Annotated in this window: 21 protein-coding genes; 19 read left to right on the top strand and 2 right to left on the bottom strand. The window is 70.5% G+C overall.

Annotated elements, in window-relative coordinates; translation table 11 throughout:
* The 8 genes from BQ8420_RS31995 to BQ8420_RS17595 form a co-directional block, all read left to right on the top strand.
* A partial coding sequence (locus tag BQ8420_RS31995) for an ATP-binding protein (RefSeq protein ID WP_369825515.1) occupies positions 1 to 365 on the top strand: 365 nt, incomplete at its 5' end.
* Between the two features lie 132 nt (positions 366 to 497).
* Complete coding sequence (locus BQ8420_RS17565; protein WP_235006336.1) at positions 498 to 914, top strand: hypothetical protein; 417 nt, start codon at positions 498 to 500, stop codon at positions 912 to 914.
* A gap of 204 nt (positions 915 to 1,118) precedes the next feature.
* Entirely contained in the window at positions 1,119 to 1,328 is a 210-nt protein-coding gene (locus BQ8420_RS17570) for a hypothetical protein (RefSeq protein WP_087100212.1), read from the top strand.
* A gap of 169 nt (positions 1,329 to 1,497) precedes the next feature.
* Positions 1,498 to 2,412, top strand: coding sequence for a universal stress protein (locus BQ8420_RS17575; RefSeq protein ID WP_087100213.1), 915 nt, complete (start codon positions 1,498 to 1,500; stop codon positions 2,410 to 2,412).
* Positions 2,413 to 2,702: 290 nt separating this feature from the next.
* Entirely contained in the window at positions 2,703 to 4,217 is a 1,515-nt protein-coding gene (locus BQ8420_RS17580) for an aspartate aminotransferase family protein (protein ID WP_087100214.1), read from the top strand.
* Positions 4,214 to 5,581 (top strand): lysine N(6)-hydroxylase/L-ornithine N(5)-oxygenase family protein, encoded by a 1,368-nt coding sequence (locus BQ8420_RS17585; protein ID WP_087100215.1) that lies wholly within the window; start codon positions 4,214 to 4,216, stop codon positions 5,579 to 5,581. Before BQ8420_RS17580 ends, BQ8420_RS17585 begins: the two co-directional genes overlap by 4 nt.
* Positions 5,578 to 6,144 carry a GNAT family N-acetyltransferase gene (locus BQ8420_RS17590; RefSeq protein ID WP_087100216.1) on the top strand — a complete coding sequence of 189 codons (567 nt, stop codon included), beginning with the start codon at positions 5,578 to 5,580 and terminating at the stop codon, positions 6,142 to 6,144. The genes BQ8420_RS17585 and BQ8420_RS17590 overlap by 4 nt, the downstream gene beginning before the upstream one ends.
* Entirely contained in the window at positions 6,141 to 7,946 is a 1,806-nt protein-coding gene (locus BQ8420_RS17595) for an IucA/IucC family siderophore biosynthesis protein (RefSeq protein WP_087100217.1), read from the top strand. Before BQ8420_RS17590 ends, BQ8420_RS17595 begins: the two co-directional genes overlap by 4 nt.
* A 9-nt stretch (positions 7,947 to 7,955) precedes the next feature.
* On the opposite strand, the gene BQ8420_RS17600 is transcribed toward BQ8420_RS17595, so the two are convergent.
* Positions 7,956 to 8,324 carry a helix-turn-helix transcriptional regulator gene (locus BQ8420_RS17600; RefSeq protein ID WP_087100218.1) on the bottom strand — a complete coding sequence of 123 codons (369 nt, stop codon included), beginning with the start codon at positions 8,322 to 8,324 and terminating at the stop codon, positions 7,956 to 7,958.
* A 132-nt stretch (positions 8,325 to 8,456) separates the two neighbouring features.
* Between BQ8420_RS17600 and BQ8420_RS17605 the strand changes: the two genes are divergently transcribed.
* Positions 8,457 to 9,560, top strand: coding sequence for an NADH:flavin oxidoreductase/NADH oxidase (locus BQ8420_RS17605; RefSeq protein WP_087100265.1), 1,104 nt, complete (start codon positions 8,457 to 8,459; stop codon positions 9,558 to 9,560).
* 107 nt (positions 9,561 to 9,667) lie between these two features.
* Positions 9,668 to 12,142 carry a PEP/pyruvate-binding domain-containing protein gene (locus BQ8420_RS17610; protein ID WP_087100219.1) on the top strand — a complete coding sequence of 825 codons (2,475 nt, stop codon included), beginning with the start codon at positions 9,668 to 9,670 and terminating at the stop codon, positions 12,140 to 12,142.
* 30 nt (positions 12,143 to 12,172) lie between these two features.
* Here BQ8420_RS17610 and BQ8420_RS17615 read toward each other — a convergent pair whose 3' ends face one another.
* Positions 12,173 to 12,931, bottom strand: a complete 759-nt coding sequence (locus BQ8420_RS17615) for an SDR family NAD(P)-dependent oxidoreductase (RefSeq protein WP_087100220.1) — start codon at positions 12,929 to 12,931, stop codon at positions 12,173 to 12,175.
* 207 nt (positions 12,932 to 13,138) lie between these two features.
* Between BQ8420_RS17615 and BQ8420_RS17620 the strand changes: the two genes are divergently transcribed.
* The 9 genes from BQ8420_RS17620 (at position 13,139) to BQ8420_RS17660 (ending at position 23,735) form a co-directional block, all read left to right on the top strand.
* Complete coding sequence (locus BQ8420_RS17620; protein WP_087100266.1) at positions 13,139 to 13,735, top strand: TetR/AcrR family transcriptional regulator; 597 nt, start codon at positions 13,139 to 13,141, stop codon at positions 13,733 to 13,735.
* Between the two features lie 52 nt (positions 13,736 to 13,787).
* On the top strand, positions 13,788 to 14,717 hold the full coding sequence (locus BQ8420_RS17625) for an alpha/beta hydrolase (protein WP_087100221.1): 930 nt from the start codon (positions 13,788 to 13,790) through the stop codon (positions 14,715 to 14,717).
* A gap of 41 nt (positions 14,718 to 14,758) precedes the next feature.
* Positions 14,759 to 15,556, top strand: coding sequence for an SAM-dependent methyltransferase (locus tag BQ8420_RS17630; RefSeq protein ID WP_087100222.1), 798 nt, complete (start codon positions 14,759 to 14,761; stop codon positions 15,554 to 15,556).
* A 47-nt stretch (positions 15,557 to 15,603) separates the two neighbouring features.
* Positions 15,604 to 15,882: a hypothetical protein gene (locus tag BQ8420_RS17635; protein ID WP_087100223.1), complete on the top strand. Its 279-nt coding sequence runs from the start codon at positions 15,604 to 15,606 to the stop codon at positions 15,880 to 15,882.
* A 58-nt stretch (positions 15,883 to 15,940) separates the two neighbouring features.
* Positions 15,941 to 17,608 carry an NAD(P)/FAD-dependent oxidoreductase gene (locus BQ8420_RS17640; RefSeq protein WP_087100224.1) on the top strand — a complete coding sequence of 556 codons (1,668 nt, stop codon included), beginning with the start codon at positions 15,941 to 15,943 and terminating at the stop codon, positions 17,606 to 17,608.
* Between the two features lie 192 nt (positions 17,609 to 17,800).
* Complete coding sequence (locus BQ8420_RS17645; protein WP_087100225.1) at positions 17,801 to 21,175, top strand: pyruvate carboxylase; 3,375 nt, start codon at positions 17,801 to 17,803, stop codon at positions 21,173 to 21,175.
* Positions 21,176 to 21,306: 131 nt separating this feature from the next.
* On the top strand, positions 21,307 to 22,110 hold the full coding sequence (locus BQ8420_RS17650) for an SAM-dependent methyltransferase (protein WP_087100226.1): 804 nt from the start codon (positions 21,307 to 21,309) through the stop codon (positions 22,108 to 22,110).
* A 40-nt stretch (positions 22,111 to 22,150) separates the two neighbouring features.
* Complete coding sequence (locus BQ8420_RS17655; RefSeq protein ID WP_087100227.1) at positions 22,151 to 22,864, top strand: PIG-L deacetylase family protein; 714 nt, start codon at positions 22,151 to 22,153, stop codon at positions 22,862 to 22,864.
* A gap of 25 nt (positions 22,865 to 22,889) precedes the next feature.
* Positions 22,890 to 23,735: an NAD-dependent protein deacetylase gene (locus BQ8420_RS17660; RefSeq protein ID WP_087100228.1), complete on the top strand. Its 846-nt coding sequence runs from the start codon at positions 22,890 to 22,892 to the stop codon at positions 23,733 to 23,735.
* Positions 23,736 to 23,750 lie beyond the last annotated feature (15 nt).

A 23,750-nucleotide genomic window follows, 5' to 3' on the forward strand; every position in this document is an offset into this window, starting at 1 on the left:
GAGGCCGCTGGAAAAGGACCCATTCCGGGCACCTCGCCAGCGGCCCACCGGGGCTGACCCACACCCGCTCCGGGCAGCCCTACGGCTACTACACCCTCAAGTGCGAGCGCCGCGACAACGGCCTGCGCCTGACCTGCCGGGATCAGGGGGCCAAGCACACCGACCAGAAGGAGCAGCCGAACCGGTTCGAGCGCCTGACCACCTGCGCATCCCGCCTGACCGGCGACGCCGAATCCGGGCGCGGTCTGGCGATGGTCGACTCCCTGGCCACCACCTGGGGCGACAACGGCTTCACCGGCACCCGACAGGTCTGGTTCTTCCTGGCCTACGACCTGTCCGGGAGCAGCTGGAACAACCTGCCCTAACCACACGAGCCCTACCCGGGCAACGACAGATCGCGCCGTAGACGCGAAACGGGCCCAGAAAGCGCGCCAACGCCTTCCGGGCCCTCCAACCCCAAATTCCGCACACTTCCAGATGTTCAGAAAGCAGGATCAGTGACGCATCCTATCCCCGCACCCCGCCCCTCCAGCGACCCGCTCTACCGCACCCACCCGGGCCTGCCCCGGCGCAGCCCGCTCATCGGCCCGGTCTGCCCGCGCTGCGCGCACCCCTCCTGCCGCCGGATCCGGGCCGAGGAGCTGCCCATCCTGGGAGGTCACAAGGCCGAGTACCGCGACGAACACGCCTTCGCCGCCTCCGTCCAGACCCGCAACCGACACCTGATCATCTGGTACGGGGAGAAGACCGGATCGTTCTGGGTGGCCTCCTCCACCGGCCTGGCCGAAGTGCCCGACTCCGCGACCCTCACCCGCCTCCTAGCCCCCGAACCCGAACCGCACCCGGAACCGACCCCGTTCCTGCGGCCCTACCTGAACCCGACGAACCCGAACCTGAACCCGGTGCTGATCTGAGCCAGGACAGCACGAAGCCGGCGAGAACCGAAGTCCCCCGATACATCGAGAACACCACGACCGGACCGGGTGGCGCCACCACACGCCACCCGGCCTGTGGACAACCCGGGACACCTTCGTCATCCCGTCTCTCGCCCCTGTATCAGGGTGTGGTCAGGAGTGACTCACGTGTGGATCGGTCCACCGAGAACAACGGGAGAAGTCATGAGCGCGATACCCACCGAACCTGGGAACGGCCCGGTCGTGGGACGTGATCTGGCCGGGTACGTGTTGGTCCCCGCGAGATGGGTCGAACACTACGAACAACTCCTCGAAGAACGTGACGACACCGAGGCAGCGCGGATCTTGGAGGCAGTGAGGGCGGGACGAGAGCGGGTCTTCACCCATGCCCAGGCATGGGCGTGCCAGGGGTGAGTCATCGGCGAGGCTCCAAGAGGCCAACGGCCTGATGTCGGCGGGTCCTCCGGCGTTTCGAGCCCGGCCTTCCGTCCCGATTGACGCGCCACACCCACCTTGGGGAGGCGCGACGGGGCCCCATGAGGCACTCTCGAAGGGAAACCGCCGCTGAGGGGGAGGAACACGGATGGCCGAGAACGGAACGCCGAAGGTGGCCGTGGGTGTCGACGGGTCGGCGACGGCCGAGAGGGCCCTGGGCTGGGCCGCGTCCGAGGCCGCGCGTCGCGGGTGGCCACTGCACGTGGTCCACGCCCTGGCCATGCCGTTGGTGATGTCGGTGTACGCCGGGCCCACCCGGTTCCCGCCGAGCGAGGAGATCACCGAGCAGGGGCAGCGGGTTCTGAGCCGCGCCGAGGCTCACGTGCGTGAACTCGAACCGGATCTTGTGGTGGAGACCGTCCTGGCCCTGGAGGAGCCGGCGAAGGCCCTGTTGAAGCGCACCGGGTCGGCGGACCTGTTGGTGGCGGGTTCCCGGGGCCTGGGCGCCGCGCGTTCGGCCCTGGAGTCGTCGGTGAGCGTCCGGTTGGCCGCGCGCGCCGAGTGCCCGGTGGTCGTGGTGCCCGAGAGCGAGGCCTCCGTGGTCACGGCCCCGCGCCGGATCGTGGTGGGCGTGGACGGTTCCGACTACTCCCGTAGCGCGCTGGACTTCGCGCTGCGCGAGGCGGCCCGGACCGAGGGTGGTTCGGTGGTCGTGGTGCACGGCTGGCGGGTGCCGTTGCCGTTCGACTCCGGGGAACTGGCCCAGAGCGGTTGGTCGCCGCCGAACGACCTGCTGGACCAGCGGTCGCAGGAGATGGTCTCGGACATGCTCGCCCTGGTCCAGGACGAGGAGACCCGGCACGTGGGGGTCTCGGTCCTGCGGTTGGACACCGACCCGGCCGACGCGCTGGTGGACACCGGCGCGACGGCGGACATGATCGTGGTGGGCTCCCGGGGCAGGGGCAGCGTGCGAGGGCTGCTGCTGGGTTCGGTCAGCCAGGGCGTGCTGCACCGGGCGACCGTGCCGGTCACGGTGCTGCCGAGGGCGATCCGCAAGCGCTGATCCCAGAAGCGGAACCACGGGCGGTCGGTACTCCACGGGAGGCCGGCCGCCCCGCCTGTTTTCCGTGCGGTGGGTACCGGTGCGGGGATACCCAAGGGCCGAATCACCTCGAAAAATGTGACTATCGGTAGCTGAAACATCTCTTTTCGTAATACTCGTCACAGTACGCCGGTTTCCAACTTAGGTTAGCCTCCCCTGAGTCGGCCATCCCCAGGTCGACCTGCCCGATCCCCCGTATCGAGTCCGTGCCACGGGCTTCTTCGGCATGCCCGCCTTCAGGAGGACGATCCATGAGCTCTCCCGCGAGGTCCCTCCAGGACCCGCCCGGTTCCCTGGCCCCCGACCACAGGGACCAGCTGTTCGACGCGCACAGCGTCGGCCGCTACCGCGACCTCACCGAAGACGCCGTCGGACGAGTCGCCGACCGGATCGCCCGGGTCGACCGCCCCTGCACCGGGGCCACCGCCGAGGACCTGCGCCCCGAGGTCGAGTCCGTCGACCTCGAACAGCCGCTGCGCGACCCCTCCGCCGCCCTCGACGAGCTGGAACGGCTCTACCTCGACGATGCCGTCTACTTCCACCACCCCCGCTACATGGGGCACCTCAACTGCCCCGTGGTCCTGCCCGCCCTGCTCGGCGAGTCCGTGCTCTCGGCGGTCAACTCCTCCTTGGACACCTGGGATCAGAGCGCCGGCGGCACCCTCATCGAACAGCGGTTGATCCGCTGGACCACCGACCGCATCGGCTTCGGTGATCGGGCCGACGGCGTCTTCACCAGCGGCGGCAGCCAGTCCAACCTCCAGGCGTTGTCCATGGCCCGCGACGAGACGCACCGGCGCGAGGGAGGCCGACTGGCCGACCTGCTGCCGCGCATGCGGGTGCTGACCTCCGAGGTCGGCCACTTCAGCGTCGCGAAGTCGGCCTCGCTGTTGGGTATGGGCTACGAGTCCGTCATCTCCGTGGCCTGCGACGACCGTCGCCGCATGCGACCGAACGCGCTCGCCGCCGAGCTGCGCCGCTGCCGGGGCGAGGGCCTGCTGCCCATCGCGGTCGTGGCCACCGCGGGCACCACCGACTTCGGCAGCATCGACCCCCTGCCGCAGATCGCCGACCAGTGCACCCGCCACGGCCTGTGGATGCACGTGGACGCCGCCTACGGGTGCGGGCTGCTGGTCTCGCGCCACCGCCACCTGCTCACCGGGATCGAACACGCCGACTCGGTCACCGTGGACTTCCACAAGTCCTACTTCCAACCGGTCAGCTCCAGCGCCGTGCTGGTGCGCGACGCCCGTTCGCTGGGCCACGTCACCTACCACGCCGACTACCTGAACTCCCGCTCCGACGGCAGCAGCCCGATGCTGTCGCCCAACCAGGTCGACAAGAGTTTGCAGACCACGCGCCGCTTCGACGCGCTCAAGCTCTGGCTGACCCTGCGGATCATGGGCGCCGACGGGGTGGGGGAACTCTTCGACCAGGTGCTGGACCTGGCCGTCGAGGGATGGTCCCTGCTGGACGCCGACCCGCGTTTCACCGTGGTCACCCGGCCCACCCTCAGCACCCTGGTGTTCCGCTGCGCGCTGCCCGGGGTCGCCCCGGAGGTCGCCGACGGCGCCAACCGGTACGCGCGTGAGGCCCTGCTGGCCTCGGGTCTGGCCGTGGTGGCCCGCACGACCGTGGACGAGCGTCCGCACCTGAAGCTCACGCTGCTCAACCCGCGCAGCACCCGCGAGGACATCGCCGAGGTCCTGGACCTGCTCGCCGGGCACGCCGATCGCTACGTGGCCCAGACCGGGAGGACCCGTTGAGCACCCGAATCCACGACTTCGCCGCCGTCGGCGTCGGTCCGTTCAACCTGGGGCTGGCCTGCCTGAGCGAGCCGATCGCCGAACTCGACGGGATCTTCCTGGATCAGAAGCCGGAGTTCGACTGGCACAGCGGCATGCTGTTGGAGGACGCCGAGCTCCAGACGCCGTTCATGTCGGACCTGGTCACCCTGGCTGACCCCACCTCCCCGTACTCCTTCCTCAACTACCTGAAGGAGACCGGGCGGCTCTACCCGTTCTACATCCGCGAGCGCTTCTACCCGCTGCGCGCCGAGTACAACGACTACTGCCGGTGGGCCGCCGCGAAGCTGGGCGAGAGGGTCCGCTTCGGGCAGCGGGTGGAGAGGGTCGAGTACGACGACGAACAGGGCGTCTACCTGCTGCACAGCACCGACACCGCCACCGGTGAGAGTGGGCTGTTCCGGGCCCGGCGGCTGGTGCTGGGCACCGGCACTCCGCCCTACGTTCCCGACGCCTGCCGGGACCTGCCCGGGGACGCCGTGCACAGCGGGGACTACTTGTTCGCCAAGGAAGGCCTCCAGGGCAAGCGCGGCGTCACGGTGGTGGGCAGCGGACAGAGCGCCGCGGAGATCTTCCACGACCTCCTCCAGGACGTGGACACCCACGGCTACGAACTGAACTGGGTGACCCGGTCGCCGCGCTTCTTCCCGCTGGAGTACTCCAAGCTCACGCTGGAGATGACCTCTCCGGAGTACGCCGACCACTTCTTCTCGCTGCCCGGTACGTCCCGGGACCGGCTGGTCGCCTCGCAGAAGAACCTGTACAAGGGCATCGACACCGACGTCATCAACGCGATCTACGACCTGCTGTACGCCAAGAGCCGGCGCGGCCCGCTGCCGGTCCGGCTGATGACCAACACCGAGGTCATCGGCGCGACCCGGGACGAGACGACGTCCGGGTACCGCCTGGAGCTGCGCAACTCCGACCAGGAACGCGACTTCGCCCTGGACACCCAGGGGCTGGTCCTGGCCACCGGCTACCGGTACCGGGCCCCGGCCTTCCTGGGGTCGATCTCCGACCGTCTGGCATGGGAGGGCGAGGACCGCTTCCGGGTGCGGCGCGACTACCGCATCGACCGGGCCGCGCACGACGCCAACGGCCACGGGGGCGTCGGGGTTCCGGCACCGGCGGGCGCGGTGTTCGTGCAGAACGCCGAGCTGCACACGCACGGCTTCGTCTCCCCGGATCTGGGCATGGGCGCCTACCGCAACTCCTACATCCTGCGGGCGCTACTGGGCCGCGAACCCTACGCGGTGGAGCGCTCCATCGCCTTCCAGGAGTTCGGGGTACCCGTCGAGGCCGAGTTGGAGGCGAGCGAGCGATGAGTCGCACCTTTCCCAGCGGCTTGGGGACCTTCCGGGTCGCCCCCGTGGACCCCGACGCCGACATCGACCTCCTCCACGCATGGCTGGCCCATCCCAAGTCGGCGTTCTGGCTGATGACCGACTTCTCGAAGGAGGACACCGCCCGCTACTTCCGATCGGTGCACGAGTCCGAGCACGAGAACGCCTACATCGGCGCCTGGGAGGGTGGACCGTGTTTCCTCGCCGAGCTCTACTCCCCCGCGCACGGCGAGCTCGCCCCGCACCACGACACGCTCCCGGGTGACGTGGGGATGCACTTCCTGGTGGCTCCCACCACCGCCCCGGTGCGCGGGTTCACCCTCGCCGTGATCACCACGGTGATGGAGCTGGCCTTCGCCGATCCCGCCACCGAACGCGTCGTCGTCGAGCCCGACGTGCGCAACCACGCCGTGCACAGGCTCAACGAGGCGGTGGGCTTTCGGATCGAGTCCACTGTCCACCTCGCCGAAAGCGACAAGGACGCCTACCTGAGCACCTGCACCCGCGAGGACTTCCGAACAGCCACGAGAGGAGTCGCCCGATGACCATCGACCACGACCCGCGCGCGATCGTCGACCACCTGGCCCCCGAACCGTGGGCCCACGCCAATCGGCTGCTGGTGCGCAAGGCCCTGGCCGAGTTCACCCACGAACGGCTGCTCTTCCCCGAACCCGAGGGCGAGAACGCCTACAAGGTCCTCGCCGACAACGGCGCCGAATACCGCTTCACCGCCCACGTCATGGCGCTGGACCACTGGCGGATCGACGCCGACAGCATCGTGCGCCGCTCCCCCGCAGGCGAGGCCACCGAACTCGACGCGCTGGATCTGGTCCTGGACCTGCGCGAGACCCTCGGGCTGAGCGAGGAGGTCCTGCCGGTCTACCTGGAGGAGATCTCCAGCACCCTGGCGAGCAGCGCGTTCCGGATCACGAAGGGACAGCCCACCGCCGCCGAGCTGGCACGCTCCGGTTTCCAGGACATCGAGGTCGGGATGACCGAGGGGCACCCCTGCTTCGTGGCCAACAACGGGCGGCTCGGGTTCGATGCCGCCGAGTACCGGGCCTACGCCCCCGAAGCCGGTGAGCCGGTGCGGCTGGTGTGGGTGGCGGCGCGACGTTCGCGCACCACCTTCTCCCACTCGGCGGACACCGACCCCGACACCTTCCTACGCTCCGAACTGGGCTCGGAACTGTTCGAGGCCTTCGAGGAGCAGCTGGTCGACCTGGGGCTGGACCCGGCCGACTACCACCTCGTTCCGGTGCACCCGTGGCAGTGGTGGAACCGGCTCGCCGTCACCTTCGCCGCCGACGTGGCCCGCCGCGACCTGGTGTGCCTGGGGCACGGACCGGACGAGTATCAGGCGCAGCAGTCCATCCGCACCTTCTTCAACACCTCGCGCCCGGAGCGGCACTACGTCAAGACGGCGTTGTCGGTGCTGAACATGGGCTTCCTGCGCGGGTTGTCCGCGGAGTACATGGAGGCCACCCCCGCCATCAACGACTGGTTGGTCGACCTGGTCGAGGGCGATCAGGTACTTCGCAACACCGGGGTGGAGGTGCTGCGCGAGCGGGCCGCGGTGGGCTACCGCGCCACGCACTACGCCGAGGCGGCGCCGAAGCGTTCGCCCTACCGGAAGATGATCGCCGGGCTGTGGCGGGAGAGCCCCGTGCCGCGCCTGCGCGAAGGTGAGCGCCCGGCGACCATGGCGTCGTTGCTGCACACCGACGCCGAGGGCGCTTCGTTCGCGGAGGCCCTCATCGTCGAGTCCGGGTTGGCGCCCGTGGAGTGGCTGCGCCGCTACCTGGACGCGTACCTGGTGCCACTGCTGCACTCGTTCTACGCACACGACCTGGTGTTCATGCCGCACGGCGAGAACGTCATCCTGGTGCTGCGCGACGGAGTGCCGGAGCGCGTGCTGATGAAGGACATCGCCGAGGAGATCGCGGTGATGGGCGCCGAGGCCGATCTTCCGAGTGAGGTGGAGCGGATCCGGGCAGAGGTGCCCGAGGACATGCGGTTGTTGTCCCTGTTCACCGACGTCTTCGACTGCTTCCTGCGGTTCCTCAACGGCATCCTCGCCGACCGGGGCGTCTTGGCCGAGGACGACTTCTGGCGGACGGTGGCCGAGTGCGCGGCCGACTACCAGGCGTCGGTGCCGCACCTGGCGGAGCGGTTCGAGCGCTACGACCTGTTCACCGACCGGTTCGCGCTGTCGTGCCTGAACCGGCTCCAGTTGCGCGACAACCGGCAGATGGTGGACCTGGACGACCCGTCGGGGGCGTTGCGTCTGGTCGGGACCTTGGAGAACCCGATCGCGGCGTACCGTCCGGTGACCGTCCCGGGGTAGTTCCGTGGGTCAGGTGGGGCCGTCGGGGTGTTCCTCCCGACGGCCCCGCTCGGCGTTCAGGACCGAGGGGAGCAGACCGGGGAAGCGTTCCGCCAGGTCGTCGGTGCGCAGGCTGCTCTTGCGGGCGGTGCCCACGTAGTACTGGCGGATGATCCCGGCCTCGCGCAGTACGCGGAAGTGGTGGGTGGAGGTCGACTTGCTCACCGGCAGGTCGAAGGCGACACAGGCCATGTCCTCGTGTCCGCCGGCCAGGGCGCACACGATGCTCAGCCGGATCGGGTCGGCGAGGGCGCCGAGCACGGTCTCCAAGCGGATCCGTGAGGTCTCGGGGTGCTCCAACCGGCGCCCGGACACGGTGGGGGATGCGGACTCGGACATGCTTCGACCTCCCGTGGTTCCTTCCCTCAAAGTACGAGAGTCCTCATAGTTTGACAATCCTCGTACTACGATGGTTATCGTACTTTGGCCACCGTGATCTCCGTGGCCGAAGTCGATCCGAAGGAACCTTCCTTGAGCTCGTTGTTCACCCCGCTGACCCTGCGTTCGCTCACCATCCCCAACCGGGTGTGGATGGCCCCGATGTGCATGTACTCCGCCGCCGGGGAGGGACCCGACACCGGAGCGCCCACCGACTTCCACCTCACCCACCTGGCCTCCCGTGCGGCCGGGGGCGCCGGTCTGGTGATGGCCGAGGCCACCGGGGTGCGCGCCGACGGTCGGATCAGCCCCTGGGACCTGGGCCTGTGGAACGACCGGCAGCAGGAGGCCTTCGCCCGCGTCACCGCCGCCATCCGTTCGCACGGTGCCGTCCCCGCCATCCAGCTCGCCCACGCCGGCCGCAAGGCCGCCACCGACCGGCCGTGGCTGGGCGGTCGCGGCCTGACCGAGGCCGAGGGCGGTTGGGAACCGGTGGCGCCCAGCGCGTGGGCGTTCGAGGGGCTGCCGACGCCACACGAGCTCACCGTCGCCGAGATCGACGAACTGGTGGCCGACTTCGCCGCTTCGGCCGAGCGCGCCCTCGCCGCCGGTTTCCAGATCGTGGAGGTCCACGGCGCCCACGGGTACCTGCTCAACTCGTTCCTGTCCCCGGCGGGCAACCGGCGCACCGACTCCTACGGCGGTGACCTCGCCGGTCGCATGCGTTTCCCGCTGCGCGTGGTCGAGGCCGTGCGCGCGGTGTGGCCCGAGGAGCTGCCGGTGTTCTTCCGGGTCTCGGCCACCGACTGGATCGAGGAGAACCCCGAGGACACGCGCACCGGCTGGAGCGGCGACGACACCGTGCTCCTGGCCAAGGAACTCCAGGCTCGCGGGGTGGACCTGTTGGACGTGTCCACCGGCGGCATGGTGCACGACGCGCGGATCCCGGCCGGCCCCGACTACCAGGTGCCCTTCGCCACGCGGGTGCGCCAGGAGACCGGTCTGCCCTCGTCCGCGGTCGGGCTCATCACCGAGCCCCGCCAGGCGGAGGAGATCGTGGCCTCCGGCGCGGCCGACGCCACCATGCTCGGCCGGGAGCTGCTGCGAGACCCGTACTGGGCGCACCGCGCCGCCCACGAGCTGGACGTTCGCCAGGAGTGGCCGGTGCAGTACGGCTACGCCGCCGCCCGCCGCTGAACCCTCCCGGCCCCATCGCTCCCAGACGTGGCGGACCTTGACGGAGGTGCAAGGGGTCCTGCTCCGGGAACACTCTCCACGAAGGCGCGGCACGAGAGGGAGCGAGCATGCGGGAACGGGACGCGGCCGTGATCGGCCTCGACGAGGTGCGGCGGGACATGGGCGCCCTGGTGGGCGGCAAGGCCGTCGGTCTCGGGGAGATGATCGCCGCCGGGGAACGGGTGCCACCGGGGTTCTGCGTGACCACCACGGCCCTGTCCTCCGGTGACGTACCCGCCCGGGAGATCGCCGAGGCCTACGGGCGACTGGGCGGCGGACCCGTGGCGGTGCGATCCAGCGCCACGGCCGAAGACCTGCCCGAAGCGAGTTTCGCCGGGCAGCAGGACACCTACCTCGACGTCGACGGCACCGACGCGGTCGTGGACGCGGTCCGCCGTTGCCGGGACTCCCTGGACAACGCGCGCGCCGTCGCCTACCGGGAGGCGAACGAGGTCGAGGAGACCGACGCGCGCATCGCGGTGGTGGTGCAGTCGATGGTGGACGCCGCGACCGCCGGGGTCATGTTCACCGCCGACCCGATCACCGGGTCGCGGTCGCGCACCGTGGTGGACGCCGTACCCGGGCTCGGGACGGGTGTCGTGGACGGCACGGCCGAACCCGACCACTACGTCCTCGACGAGGACCGGATCGTCGAGGATCCGGGCGGATGTCTGTCCGAGGACCGGGTGCGCGCGCTGGCATCGGCGGGGCGGCGGCTGCAACGGCTCTTCCGCTCGCCCCAGGACGTGGAGTGGGCGCACGACCGCGACGGCGGGCTGTGGCTGTTGCAGTCCCGCCCCGTCACCACCCTCTTCCCGTTGCCGCCACAGGACGTGCCCGACCCACCCCGGCTGTACATGGAGGTCGGGAACATGCAGGGCATGCTGCGCCCGTTCACACCCATGGGGCTCTCCCTGCTCGAAAACATGTGGACCCACGGGTGGCGGGCGTTCGGGGCGCCCGGCGAGACTCCGGGGTCGACACCGTTCATGGTCGGCATCGGTCGGCGACTCTACGTGGACATCACCTCGCCGTTGCGCAACCCATGGTCGCGTTCCGGGTTGGCGCGGAGCATGGAGGTGTACGGGCCCCGGGTACGCGCGGCGGTGGAGCACCTGCACGACGACCCCCGGTTCGCGCCACGTCCCGGGGCGTCGTTCCCCGTGGGGACCGTGCTCTCGATGACCGCCGCCCTGCTTCCCCCGATCGTGATCGGGTTGGGCCGTGCCCTGATCGACCCGCCCGCCGCCCGGGCCCGGGCGTACGAGGCCGTGGACCGGTGGCGTTCCCTACGCGGCCCGGGAACCGAGGCCGACGCCGCCGAACGGGTGGAGTGGGCCCTGGATGACGCCTTCGACGCGTTGCTCGGCCGGGAGCTGATGGAGGTGATCGGGCCGGTGGGGGCGGGGATACTGACCATCATGGCCCCGGCCGCCCTGCTGCGCGGGGTCGCGTCGAAGGAGGAGACCGACACCGTCCTCGGTGGAGCACCGCACAACGTCACCACGCGAATGAACCTGGAGCTGTGGCGGATGGCCGAACGGGCCCGCGCGCACCACGACCTGTTCACCGCCACCCCACCGGGGGAACTGGCCGAACGGTACCTGCGTGGGGAGCTTCCGGACGTGGGGATGGCGGAGTTCCTGGACCGTTACGGGCACCGCACGGCGGCCGAGGTGGACATCGGGGTGCCACGTTGGCGCGAGGACCCCACCCAGGTGTTCGGCGTCATCGCCGAACACCTGCGTTCACCGGGTGGGGAGCAGGCCCCGGACCGGCGCCACGCCCGGGCCGCGACCGCCGCGGAGTCCATGCTGGCGGAACTGGAGCGGCGGGCCGTGCGGGTTCGCCCGGTACGCGGGCTGCTCGCGGCGTTCCTGATGCGGCGCTCACGCGAGTTGGCGGGCATGCGGGAGTACGCCAAGTTCGCGTGGTTGGTGCCGTTCGCCGAGATACGGCGTCAGCTATCGATGGCCGGTGAGGAGCTGGCCTCGCGCGGGCTGTTGGATCGGGCCGAGGACCTCTTCTTCCTGGAGCCGGACGAACTCCGGGCGGCCGCGCGCGAGGGCGTCGACCATCGGGGGACGGTGACCGAACGACGCCGTTTCCACCGACGCGAACTGCGCAGACGTTCGGTTCCGGCGACCCTCCTGACCGACGGGACCGACGTGACCACGACCCTGCCGCACCCACCCAGGGTGGAGGGCGGGTTCCCGGGTGTGCCCGCCGCCCCGGGACGGGCCGAGGGGCGGGCCCGGGTCGTGCTGGATCCGGCGGGTGCCCGCGTGGAGCCCGGAGAGATCCTGGTCGCGCCCACCACCGACCCGGGTTGGACCCCGTTGTTCATGACCGCGGCCGGTCTGGTCAGCGACACGGGTTCGGCGATCGCCCATGGTCCGACAGTGGCCCGCGAGTTCGGGATCCCGGCGGTGATCTGCGTCCTGGACGCCACCACCGTCATCCGCACCGGCGACCTGCTGTGGATCGACGGCGTGGCGGGCACCGTCACCGTCCTGGAGCACGCCCCCGAGGCCGACGGGTAGAGACCGGTCGAGTCCCGGGGGGCGCTCGGGTCAGACGGCGGACCAACCGCCGTCGACCGGCAGGATCACGCCGTTGACGTTGCTCGCCGCCTCGGAGGCCAGGAAGACGATGGCGGAGGCGAGCTGACCGGACTCGGCGATCGCGCCCATGTTGCCCATGTAACGCCCCAGCACGCCCGGACCCATGGCCTCGGGGTCGGCCTGGACGCTGATCCCGGTGGCGACTCCGCCCGGAGCCACCGCGTTGACCCGGACTCCCTGGTCCCGGTACATGATCGCGGTGGACTTCACCAGGCCCACGACCGCGTGCTTGGAGGCGGTGTAGGCGGTGCCCGAGGCACCGCCGCGCAGGGCCGCCTCGGAGGCGGTGAAGACGATGGAACCCTTCTGCTTCTCGGTCATGTGCGGCAGGACCGCGCGGGTGAGCAGGAAGGGCGCGGTGACGTTGACCCGGATGACCCGCTCCCACACCTGGTCGGAGACGTCGGCGGTGGCGGACATGTCGTCCATGATGCCCGCGTTGTTGACCAGGACGTCGATCCCGCCGAAGCGGTCCAGGGCGGTGGCCACGACCTCCGCCACCACCTTCGGGTCACTGAGGTCGCCGACGACGCTCTCGGCGGTCCCACCGGCGGCGCGGACCTGCTCGACGGTCTCGCGAGTTCCGTCGGCGTTGAGGTCGGCGACCAGGACCCGGGCGCCGGCCTCGGCCAGCTGGAGCGCGGTGGCGCGGCCGATGCCGGAGCCGGCTCCGGTGACGATGGCGTTCTTTCCGTCCAGACCCGTCATGGGGGTTTCCCTCTTTCTCGTGCGGGGTGCCGGCTTCGATGGCCTGCGATATTGTCACTCTAAGACTTTTTGTCACTCAGCGACAAATATACTTCGAGTGCCACCCGTCTCGATAGAGTGAGCAGCCTGAGGGAACAGACCGAGGAGGTGCCCTTGCCGCGCACCGAGACGCCCTCCCCGGAGACCACGGGCCGGGGTCGCCCACCCATGAGCGACCGGCGCAAGCACATCGTGCGCGCCCAGATCGCCCACGCGGCGGTGAAGTTGTTCACCGCCAAGGGCGTCTCCGCCACCACCGGCGACGACATCGCGCACGAGCTCGGCATCTCCACCCGCACCCTGTGGCGCTACTTCCCGAGCAAGGAGAGCTGTGTGCGCCCGCTGCTCACCGGCGGGCTCGACGTCATGACGCAGCGGCTGCGGACCTGGCCCTCGGACCTGTCCCTGCCCGAACACCTGGAACGCTCCGGCGCCCTGGACGAGGACGCCGAGGCGCCATCGATGGCGTCGATGGTCGACCTCATCCGCATGACCCGCACCGAACCCGGTCTCCGAGCGGTGTGGTTGGACGTGCACCACTCCGCGGAGGAGGTCTTCGCCGAGGCCATCGCCGACCGCGCCGGGCTGGCCCCCGACGCTCTCTCCGTCCGGGTCCGGGCCGCCACCATCAACGTGGCGCTGCGAGTGGCCGCGGAACGGTTCGCCGACCGCACCGGCGACGACGACCAGGGCGAGGGCATGGCGGACCTGATCCGCGCGGCCCTGGACGTGGTCGACGACGGACTGGGACCGATCACCCGCTGACCACCACCACGGCGCCGGTCCCGACCGACCGGCCCCACGTCCAAGGAACCCGATGTCCCCCTTTCACCCCGACCTGACCCACGCGCGCTTCCTGCCGCCGCTTCCGATCGGTACGCGCACCGCGCGCATGGCCCAACGGGCCACCGAACGCATGCGTCCGCCCCGCGCGCCCGACGACATCCGGATCGAGGAGCACACCGTCCCCGGTCCGGAGGGCGCACCGCCGGTCTCCGTGCGCCTCTACCGACCCCGTTCCCTCCAAGGGCCGGCCCCCGCGCTGCTGTGGTCGCACGGCGGCGGGTACCTGTTCGGCAGCCCCGTCCAGGACGAGAACCGCAGCATCGGGTTCGCGCTCGATCTCGGCGTCACCGTGGTCGCCCCGCGCTACCGCAAGGCGCCCCAGAGCACGCATCCCGCCCCGGTCGAGGACGTCTACGCCGCCCTATCCTGGATGGTGTCAGGCGCCGACCGGCTCGGCGTGGACCCCGCCCGGATCGCGATCGGCGGGGCCAGCGCGGGCGGCGGCATCACCGCGGCCCTGGCCCTGCTGTGCCGTGACCGGGGCGGCCCCACGCCCCTGTTCCAGCTGCTCGTCTACCCGATGCTGGACGACCGCACCACCTTGCGCTCCGACCTGGACACGCTCCAGACCCGCATGTGGTCGGTGGCCGACAACCGGTTCGCCTGGCGGGCCTACCTGAACCGGTTCCCGGGCGGTGCGGGCGTCTCCCCGTACGCCGCGCCGGCCCGGAGCGAGGACCTGTCCGGACTGCCCCCGGCGTGGATCGGGGTCGGCACGCTGGACCTGTTCCACGACGAGGACGTGGCCTACTCCGAGCGGCTGCGCGAGGCCGGGGTGCCCTGCGCGCTCACGGTCGTTCCGGGCGCCTTCCACGGATTCGACGCGCTCTTCTCGCGGACGGAGGTCGTGCGCGAGTTCAGGCGCACCCAGACCGAAGCCCTGCGCGCGGCCTTCACGTAACAGACCCCTATCCTGTCGGCGCACGACGACGAGAGGTCACCATGACGGACACCCCCCACGACCCGCTGCGCACCGACGAACCCCACTCCGCCCGCATTTACGACTACTGGTTGGGCGGCAAGGACAACTACCCGGCCGACCGGGCGATGGGCGACCAGATCCTGTCGGTGCTGCCGATGATCGGGGAGATGGCGGTACAGAACCGCGCCTTCCTTCGGCGCACCATCCGGTTCCTCGCCCAGGAACGGGGACTGCGACAGTTCCTCGACGTCGGCACCGGGCTGCCCACGGCGGACAACACCCACCAGGTGGCGCAGTCGGTGGCCCCGGACTCCCGTGTGGTCTACGTCGACCACGACCCCCTGGTCCTGGCGCACGCCCGGGCTCTGCTGGACAGCGACCCCGAGGGCCGGACCGCCTACGTCGACGCGGACCTTCGCGACCCCGCGGCCATCCTGCGCGAGGCCGCCCACACCCTGGACCTGTCCGAACCGGTGGGCCTGGTGCTGCTGGGCGTGCTCTTCCACATCGCCGACGACACCGTGTACGACATCGTCGGCGACCTGGTCGCGGCGCTGCCCTCGGGCAGTCACGTGGTCATCACGCACTCCACCGACGCCACGACCGGCCCGGCCATGCGCGAGGCGGTACGTCAGTGGAACGAGGCGTCCTCGAACCCCATCACGCTGCGCGCCCCGGACGACGTCGCCCGATTCTTCGACGGCCTGGACCTGGTGGAACCGGGGTTGGTGCCGATCACGCGCTGGCGCCCGAACCCCACCGACGTGGGCGAGCCCCGGGACGTGGACGAGTTCGGCGCGGTCGCCCGCAAACCCTGACCCGGATCGGACACCGCTCCGTGCGGTCCACGTAGAAGAGGGACCTGGTGCTCCAAGACCACTTCCCTTCCGCCCCGGACGAGAAGGCGCCGGTCGGCCGACCGGCCCGCCCGTCCGTACCGATCACGCTGTTGTGGATGGGCCAGGGATCACGTTCCCTGGTGCGCGACCCCGTCGAGTCGTTCACCCTCCTCTGGTCGGTCGAGTCGCGGGGGCGTGTCCATCTCCAGGGCGGCGACCAGGACCTGATCGTGGAGTTCGATCCGGAGCCGAGCTACTTCTTCGACCACGAGCCTTCCTGGATCGGCCATCCGGTGAACCGCTGAAGGGGTACCGGTCGGTAGGGTGACGCCGTTCTACACCCCCCGTGCATGGAAGGACGTCATGTCCAACAACCCGCGAGAACCCCGCCACCTGGACGCCGTGGTGATCGGCGCCGGCTTCGGCGGCATGTACGCCCTGCACCGTCTGCGCGACGACCTCGGCATGGACGTGCGCGCCTTCGAGGCCGGTGACGGTGTCGGTGGCACCTGGTACTGGAACCGCTACCCGGGCGCCCGGTGCGACGCCGAGTCGATCCTCTACTCGTACTCCTTCGACCAGGACCTCCAGGACTCCTGGACCTGGAGTGAGCGTTACGCCGCACAGCCCGAGTTGCTGGCCTACGCCGAGCACGTCGCCGACCGCTTCGACCTGCGGCGCAGCATCGACTTCGGGACCCGGGTGAGCGCCGCCCACTATGACGAGGAACGGAAGCTGTGGCGGGTGTCGACCGGCACCGGCACCGAGGTGCTCGCCCGCTACCTGGTCACCGCCCTGGGTTTCCTGTCGGCCTCCCAGTCCCCCGACATCGACGGGCTCGCGGACTTCGGTGGCGAGGTCCACCACACCGGCCACTGGCCCCACGAGGGCGTCGACCTGGACGGCAAGCGGGTGGCGGTGATCGGTACCGGTTCCTCCGGGATCCAGGCCATCCCCGAGATCGCCCGTCAGGCGGCCCACCTGACCGTCTTCCAGCGCACCCCGCACTTCAGCGTGCCCGCCCGCAACCGGCCCCTGACCGAGGAGGAGGTCGCGCGGGTGCGCGCCGACTATCCCGCGCTTCGCGCCGAAGCCGGGGAGAACGCCGCCGGGTTGATCGTGGCGGCGGCGCCCGGCAACGCCGCGGATCTGAGCCCGGAGGAACGCGCCGCCGAGTTGCAGCGCCGCTGGGAGGCCGGTGGCCTGGGCTTCCTGTCGTCCTTCGAGGACTTCCTCATGGACGAGGACGCCAACGCCACCGCCGCCGAATTCGTCCGCGAGCGCATCCAGGAGACCGTGCGGGACGCGAGGACCGCGGAGCTGCTCACCCCCGCCGACTACCCCATCGGTACCAAGCGGATCTGCCTGGACACCGGTTACTACGAGACCTACAACCGGGACGACGTGTCGCTGGTGTCGATCCGCGAGCATCCGATCGAACGGGTCACCCCCACCGGTGTCCGGGTGAACGGCGTCGACCACGAGGTGGACGTCATCGTCCTGGCCACCGGGTTCGACGCGTTCACGGGCCCCTACACCCGCATGGACCTGCGCGGGCGGGGTGGCCGGCCGATCTCTCAGGCGTGGGAGGAGGGTCCCCGCAGTTACCTGGGGGTGGCGGTGGCGGGGTTCCCGAACATGTTCACGATCACCGGACCGGGCAGCCCCTCGGCGCTCACCAACGTCCTGGCCTCCATCGAGCAGCACGTCGACTGGATCACCGACCACATCGGGTACCTGGAGGAGTCCGGGATGGTCGCCGAGGCCGAGGAGGCCGCCCAGGACGCGTGGGTCGACCACGTCGGGGAGATCGCCTCGTACACGCTCTACCCGAAGGCGGGCTCCTGGTACATGGGCGCCAACGTGCCGGGCAAACCCCGGGTGTTCCTGCCCTACGCGGGCGGCCTGCCCCTGTACCGGGAGCAGTGCGACAAGGTCGCCGCCGAGGGCTACACCGGGTTCGCGCACACCCCGCGTGAATGTGGTCCGGCACACGATCCAGTCCGAAAGAATCCGAATTCTTCGTATTAGCGGAAAACTTCCCGGGAATTCCTCGAAAAAGTCGCCGGACAAAGAGACCCCAGGTGAAAAGGGGGCAGGTCCGGATCGTTAGGGTTCCGGTGGTCCCGGTGAGTGCTCGTTTCCCACGACGCGAACACCCGCCGGACCACCGGCGACGAGGCCGGACAGGGCAGCGCCGCACGAGTTCAGGAGGCATCGGGCATGTTCCGAAAGATACTGGTCGCCAATCGCGGTGAGATCGCGATCCGCGCGATGCGCGCCGGACACGAAGTCGGAGCGAGGACCGTGGCGGTCTTCCCCCACGAGGACCGCCACTCCCTGCACCGGCTCAAGGCCGACGAGGCCTACCAGATCGGGGAACAGGGTCATCCGGTGCGCGCCTACCTGTCGATCGAGGAGATCGTGCAGGCGGCGGTGGAGGCCGACGCGGACGCCATCTACCCCGGTTACGGGTTCCTGTCGGAGAACCCGGAGCTGGCCCGGGCGTGCGCGGACGCGGGCATCACCTTCATCGGTCCGCCCGCCGAGGTCCTGGACCTGACCGGGAACAAGGCCAGCGCGATCGCGGCGGCCAAGCGGGCGGGCATCCCCGTCCTGGAGTCCTCCGAGCCCTCCACCGACATGGACGCCCTGGTCACGGCTTCCCGTGAGATCGGGTTCCCGCTGTTCGTCAAGGCCGTGGCCGGCGGCGGTGGCCGTGGCATGCGCCGGGTCGACACCGCCGAGGCGCTCGTCGACGCGGCGGAGGCCGCCATGCGCGAGGCCGAGACCGCCTTCGGCGACCCCACGGTCTTCCTGGAGCGGGCCGTGGTGGACCCCCGCCACATCGAGGTGCAGATCCTCGCCGACGGCCAGGGCAACGTCATCCACCTGTACGAGCGTGACTGCTCGGTGCAGCGTCGCCACCAGAAGGTGGTGGAGATGGCCCCGGCGCCGAACCTGTCGCCGGAGCAGCGCCGGCAGATCTGCGAGGACGCCGTGCGGCTGGCCGAGGAGATCGGCTACCGCAACGCGGGCACGGTCGAGTTCCTGCTCGGCAAGGACGGCCGGCACGTGTTCATCGAGATGAACCCGCGTATCCAGGTGGAGCACACGGTGACCGAGGAGGTCACCGACGTCGACCTCGTGCAGTCCCAGCTCCGGATCGCCGCCGGTGAGAGCCTGGCCGACCTGGGCCTGAGCCAGGACGACATCGTGGTGCACGGCGCGGCCCTACAGTGCCGCATCACCACGGAGGACCCCGCCAACGGGTTCCGCCCCGACACCGGGACGATCAGCGCCTACCGCTCCCCCGGTGGTTCGGGCATCCGGCTGGACGGTGGGACGGCCGCCGCCGGCTCGGAGGTCAGCGCCTACTTCGACTCGCTGCTGGTCAAGCTCACCTGCCGGGGCCGTGACTTCGAGACGGCGGTGAGCCGCGCCCGCCGCGCGGTCGCCGAGTTCCGGATCCGCGGCATCTCCACCAACATCCCGTTCCTGCAGGCGGTGCTGGAGGACGACGACTTCCGCGCGGGCCGCGCCACCACCTCGTTCATCGAGGAGCGCCCGCAGCTGCTCACCGCCCGCCCCTCCGCGGACCGCGGCACCCGTCTGCTGTCCTACCTGGCGGACGTGACGGTGAACAAGCCGCACGGCGAGCGCCCGCAGCTGCTCGACCCCACCACGAAGCTGTTCGAGACGCCCCAGGAGGCGCCGCCGGCCGGCTCCAAGCAGCGCCTGGACGAGCTGGGCCCGGAGGGCTTCGCCCGTTGGCTGCGCGAGTCGCCGAACCTGGGCGTCACCGACACCACCTTCCGCGACGCACACCAGTCGCTGTTGGCCACCCGGGTACGCACCAACGACCTGCTGGCCGTCGCGCCCACCGTCGCCCACACGCTGCCCGAGCTGCTCTCCCTGGAGGCCTGGGGCGGCGCCACCTACGACGTGGCCCTGCGCTTCCTCGCCGAGGACCCGTGGGACCGGCTGGCGGCGCTGCGCGAGGCGGTGCCCAACATCTGCCTGCAGATGCTGCTGCGCGGGCGTAACACCGTCGGCTACACCCCCTACCCCACCGAGGTCACCGACGCGTTCGTGCGTGAGGCGGCCAAGACCGGGGTGGACGTGTTCCGTATCTTCGACGCCCTCAACGACGTCGACCAGATGCGTCCGGCCATCGACGCGGTCCGGGAGACCGGCACCGGGGTGGCGGAGGTGGCGCTGTGCTACACCGCCGACCTGTCCGACCCGAACGAGAAGCTCTACACCCTCGACTACTACCTCAAGCTCGCCGAGCGGATCGTGGACGCGGGCGCGCACGTGCTCGCGATCAAGGACATGGCCGGCCTGCTGCGCGCCCCGGCCGCAAAGCGCCTGGTCACCGCGCTGCGCAACGAATTCGACTTGCCCGTCCACGTGCACACGCACGACACCGCCGGCGGCCAGTTGGCCACCTACCTGGCCGCGGTGCAGGCGGGCGCCGACGCCGTCGACGGCGCGGTCGCGTCGATGTCGGGCACCACGTCGCAGCCGTCGCTGTCGGCGATCGTGGCGGCCTTCGATCACTCCGAGACCCCGACCGGGCTGTCGCTGGACGCGGTGAACCAGCTGGAGCCGTACTGGGAGTCGGTGCGCAAGGTCTACGCGCCCTTCGAGGCGGGTCTGGCCTCGCCGACCGGTCGCGTGTACCACCACGAGATCCCCGGCGGTCAGCTGTCCAACCTGCGCACCCAGGCGATCGCGCTGGGGCTGGGCGACCGGTTCGAGGACATCGAGGCGATGTACGCCGCCGCCGACCGCATGCTCGGCCGGCTGGTGAAGGTCACCCCCTCCTCCAAGGTGGTCGGTGACCTGGCCCTGCACCTGGTGGGCGCGGGTGTGGCCCCGGAGGACTTCGAGAAGGACCCGGACCGGTTCGACGTGCCCGACTCGGTGGTGGGTTTCCTGCGCGGTGAGCTGGGAGTGCCCCCGGGCGAGTGGCCCGAGCCGTTCCGCACCAAGGCGCTGCGCGGTCGCGGCGAGCCGCGCGAGGCCGTGGCACTGAGCTCGGTGGACCGGGCCGGTCTGGCCGAGGAGCCGCGTCCCACGCTGAACCGGCTGCTGTTCGCCGGCCCCACCAAGGAGTTCGAGTCCCACCGTGCGTCCTACGGCGACACGAGCGTGCTGGACAGCATGGACTTCTTCTACGGGCTGCGCGAAGGCGAGGAGCACGTGGTCGACCTGGAGCCGGGCGTGCGACTGCTCATCGGACTCCAGGCGGTGAGCGAGCCGGACGAGCGCGGGATGCGCACCGTGATGACCACGCTCAACGACCAACTGCGTCCGCTGCACGTCCGGGACCGTGCCCTGACCTCCAACGCCCCCGAGGCGGAGAAGGCCGACCGGGACGACCCCGCCCAGGTGGCGGCGCCGTTCGCCGGCGTGGTCACCCCGGTGGTGGCCAAGGGCGACAAGGTGGAGGCCGGTGACACCGTCGCCACCATCGAGGCGATGAAGATGGAGGCCTCGATCACCGCCTCGCAGGCCGGAGTTGTCGAAAGGGTCGCGGTCGAGGGTGCCCAGCGAGTCGAGGGCGGCGACCTGATCGTCCGACTGAGCTGATCCCGAACCGAACCCCCGCACCGCAGGAATCCCTGTGGTGCGGGGGTTCTCGGCGTTTCGGGGTTCCCGGCCGGGCCCGCTTGGGCCAGACTGGTCGCGCCTCGTTCCCGCACCGGATCGGATCGGATTCCATGAGCGGCAGCCCGCCCGTCCCCGACGGCGTCGACATCTCCGTCCCGCACTCCGCCCGGGTGTGGAACTACTGGCTCGGCGGCAAGGACAACTACCCCGTCGACCGCGCCTTCGGCGACCAGATCGTGTCGCTCTACCCGCAGATCGGCGTCGACGCCCGCGCCGGTCGGGCCTTTCTGGTCCGCGCCATCACCCACCTGGCCGGGCAGGAGGGGGCACGCGGGTTCCTGGACCTGGGTACGGGTTTGCCGACCCACCAGAACACCCACGAGATCGCCCAGGCCGTCGCCCCCGAGTCCCGCGTGGTCTACGTGGACAACGACCCCATGGTCCTCGCCCACGCCCGCGCCCTGCTGATCGGATCCCGCGACGGGGCCACCGCGTTCGTCGACGCCGACCTGCGCGAACCGTCCCGGGTCCTGTCCCGGGCCGATGAGGTGCTCGACCTCGACCGTCCGGTGGTGCTCTCGGCCATCGGCGTCCTGGGACACGTGCCCACCATGCAGGAGGCCGCGGACCTCGTTCGCGGCTACATGGGCGGCCTGGCCTCGGGCAGCTTCCTGGTGCTGGGCGACAACGTCATGCCCGACGACCCTGTGGCCGTCGAGGCCCTGGACCAGTGGAACGAGGGGGCGGCGTTGGCGTACCGCACCCACACCCTGGCCGAGTTCACCTCCTTCTTCGATGGTCTGGAACTCCTGGAACCCGGTGTGGTCCCCTCCACCCGGTGGCGACCCGAGACCCTCAAGACCGGCGCGGCCCCGCGCACCGACATGTACGGCGGTGTCGCCCGCAAGCCCTGAGTTCGTAGCATGGGGGCGTTACCGAGAATAAGGAGTTCCCGTGTCCGACACCCCCGAACGCGCCCTGGTCGTGATGGCCCACCCCGATGACGCCGACTTCTCCTGCGCGGGCACCGTCGCCCGATGGACCGAAGCCGGGGCCGAGGTGGTCTACCTGATGGTCACCGACGGCGAGGCCGGCGGGGACGAGCTCACCCTGGACGGCGCCGAGATCGGTGCGATGCGCCGGGGTGAGCAGCGCAGGGCGGCCACCGAGGTGGGGGTCAAGGACGTACGGTTCCTGGGTTACGCGGACGGACGCGTGGTCGCCTCGCTCGACCTTCGTCGCGACATCGCCCGGGTCATCCGCCAGGTGCGCCCGCAGCTCATGGTCATCCCGAACCCCGAACGCGACTGGGACAGCATCGCCGCCAGCCACCCCGACCACATGGCCACCGGCGAGGCCGCGATCAACGCGGTGTTCCCCGACGCGCGCAACCCGCACGCGCACCGGGAACTACTCCACGTGGAGGGCCTGGCTCCCTGGACCGTGCCGGAGGTGTGGGTGACCGGTGGTCCGGGCCCCCACCACTACTCGGACATCACCTCGGTGTTCGAACGCAAGCTGGCGGCGTTGGCCTCGCACGAGAGCCAGATCTCCGACATCGACGAGATCGCACCGTTCCTGCGCACCTGGATGGGCGAGAACGCCGTCAAGGGCGGCCTGCCGGAGGGGTCCCTGGCCGAGGTGTTCCGGATCGTGAAGACCGCCTGAAGGCCATGTCGCGTACCCTCGGGGCGTGACCGAAACGCTCCACGCTCGCTCCACCGCGGATGCCGCCACCCGTGTCCGCGAGGTCCTCGGCGCCGGCCCGGTGACCGTGCTGACCGGCGCGGGGATCTCCACCGACTCCGGCATCCCCGACTACCGGGGACCGGACTCGCCCCCACGCAAACCCATGACCTACCAGGAGTTCGTGGGGGACGCCGCCTTTCGTCGCCACTACTGGGCGCGCAACCATGTGGGATGGCGGCACGTGGAAGGGACCCGCCCCAACGACGGTCACCTGGCCCTGGCCGAACTGGAACGTGCCGGGGCGGTACACGGGGTCATCACCCAGAACGTGGACACCCTGCACGACGCCGCAGGCAGCGGACGCGTCATCGACCTGCACGGACGCTTCGACCGGGTGATCTGTCTGACCTGCCGCGCGGTGAGCGACCGTGCGGAGCTCGCGGTCCGGTTGACCGAGCTCAACCCGGGTTTCGCCGAGGAGGTCGCCGACGTGGAGGTCGCCCCGGACGCCGACGCGGTGCTGGCCCGCACCGAGCACTTCCGGGTGGCCGACTGCTCGGGCTGTGGCGGGACTCTCAAACCCGACATCGTGTACTTCGGCGAGAACGTGCCCAAGCCTCGGGTGATGGACGCGTACGCGATGGTCGAGACCGCCGAAAGCCTGCTGGTGGTGGGTTCCTCGCTGACGGTCTTCTCCGGACGCAGGTTCGTCAAGCGAGCCGTGGCCCTGGGAAAACCGGTGGTGATCCTCAACCGCGGCGAGACCCGCTGTGACGACATGGCCACGTTGACCCTCGACCACGGCTGTTCCCCGGTGCTGCGCGCACTCGCTGATACCCACCGCATCTGACTTCGCACCGTCCGA

This window comes from Nocardiopsis sp. JB363 (assembly GCF_900143625.1).
Lineage (GTDB): Bacteria > Actinomycetota > Actinomycetes > Streptosporangiales > Streptosporangiaceae > Nocardiopsis.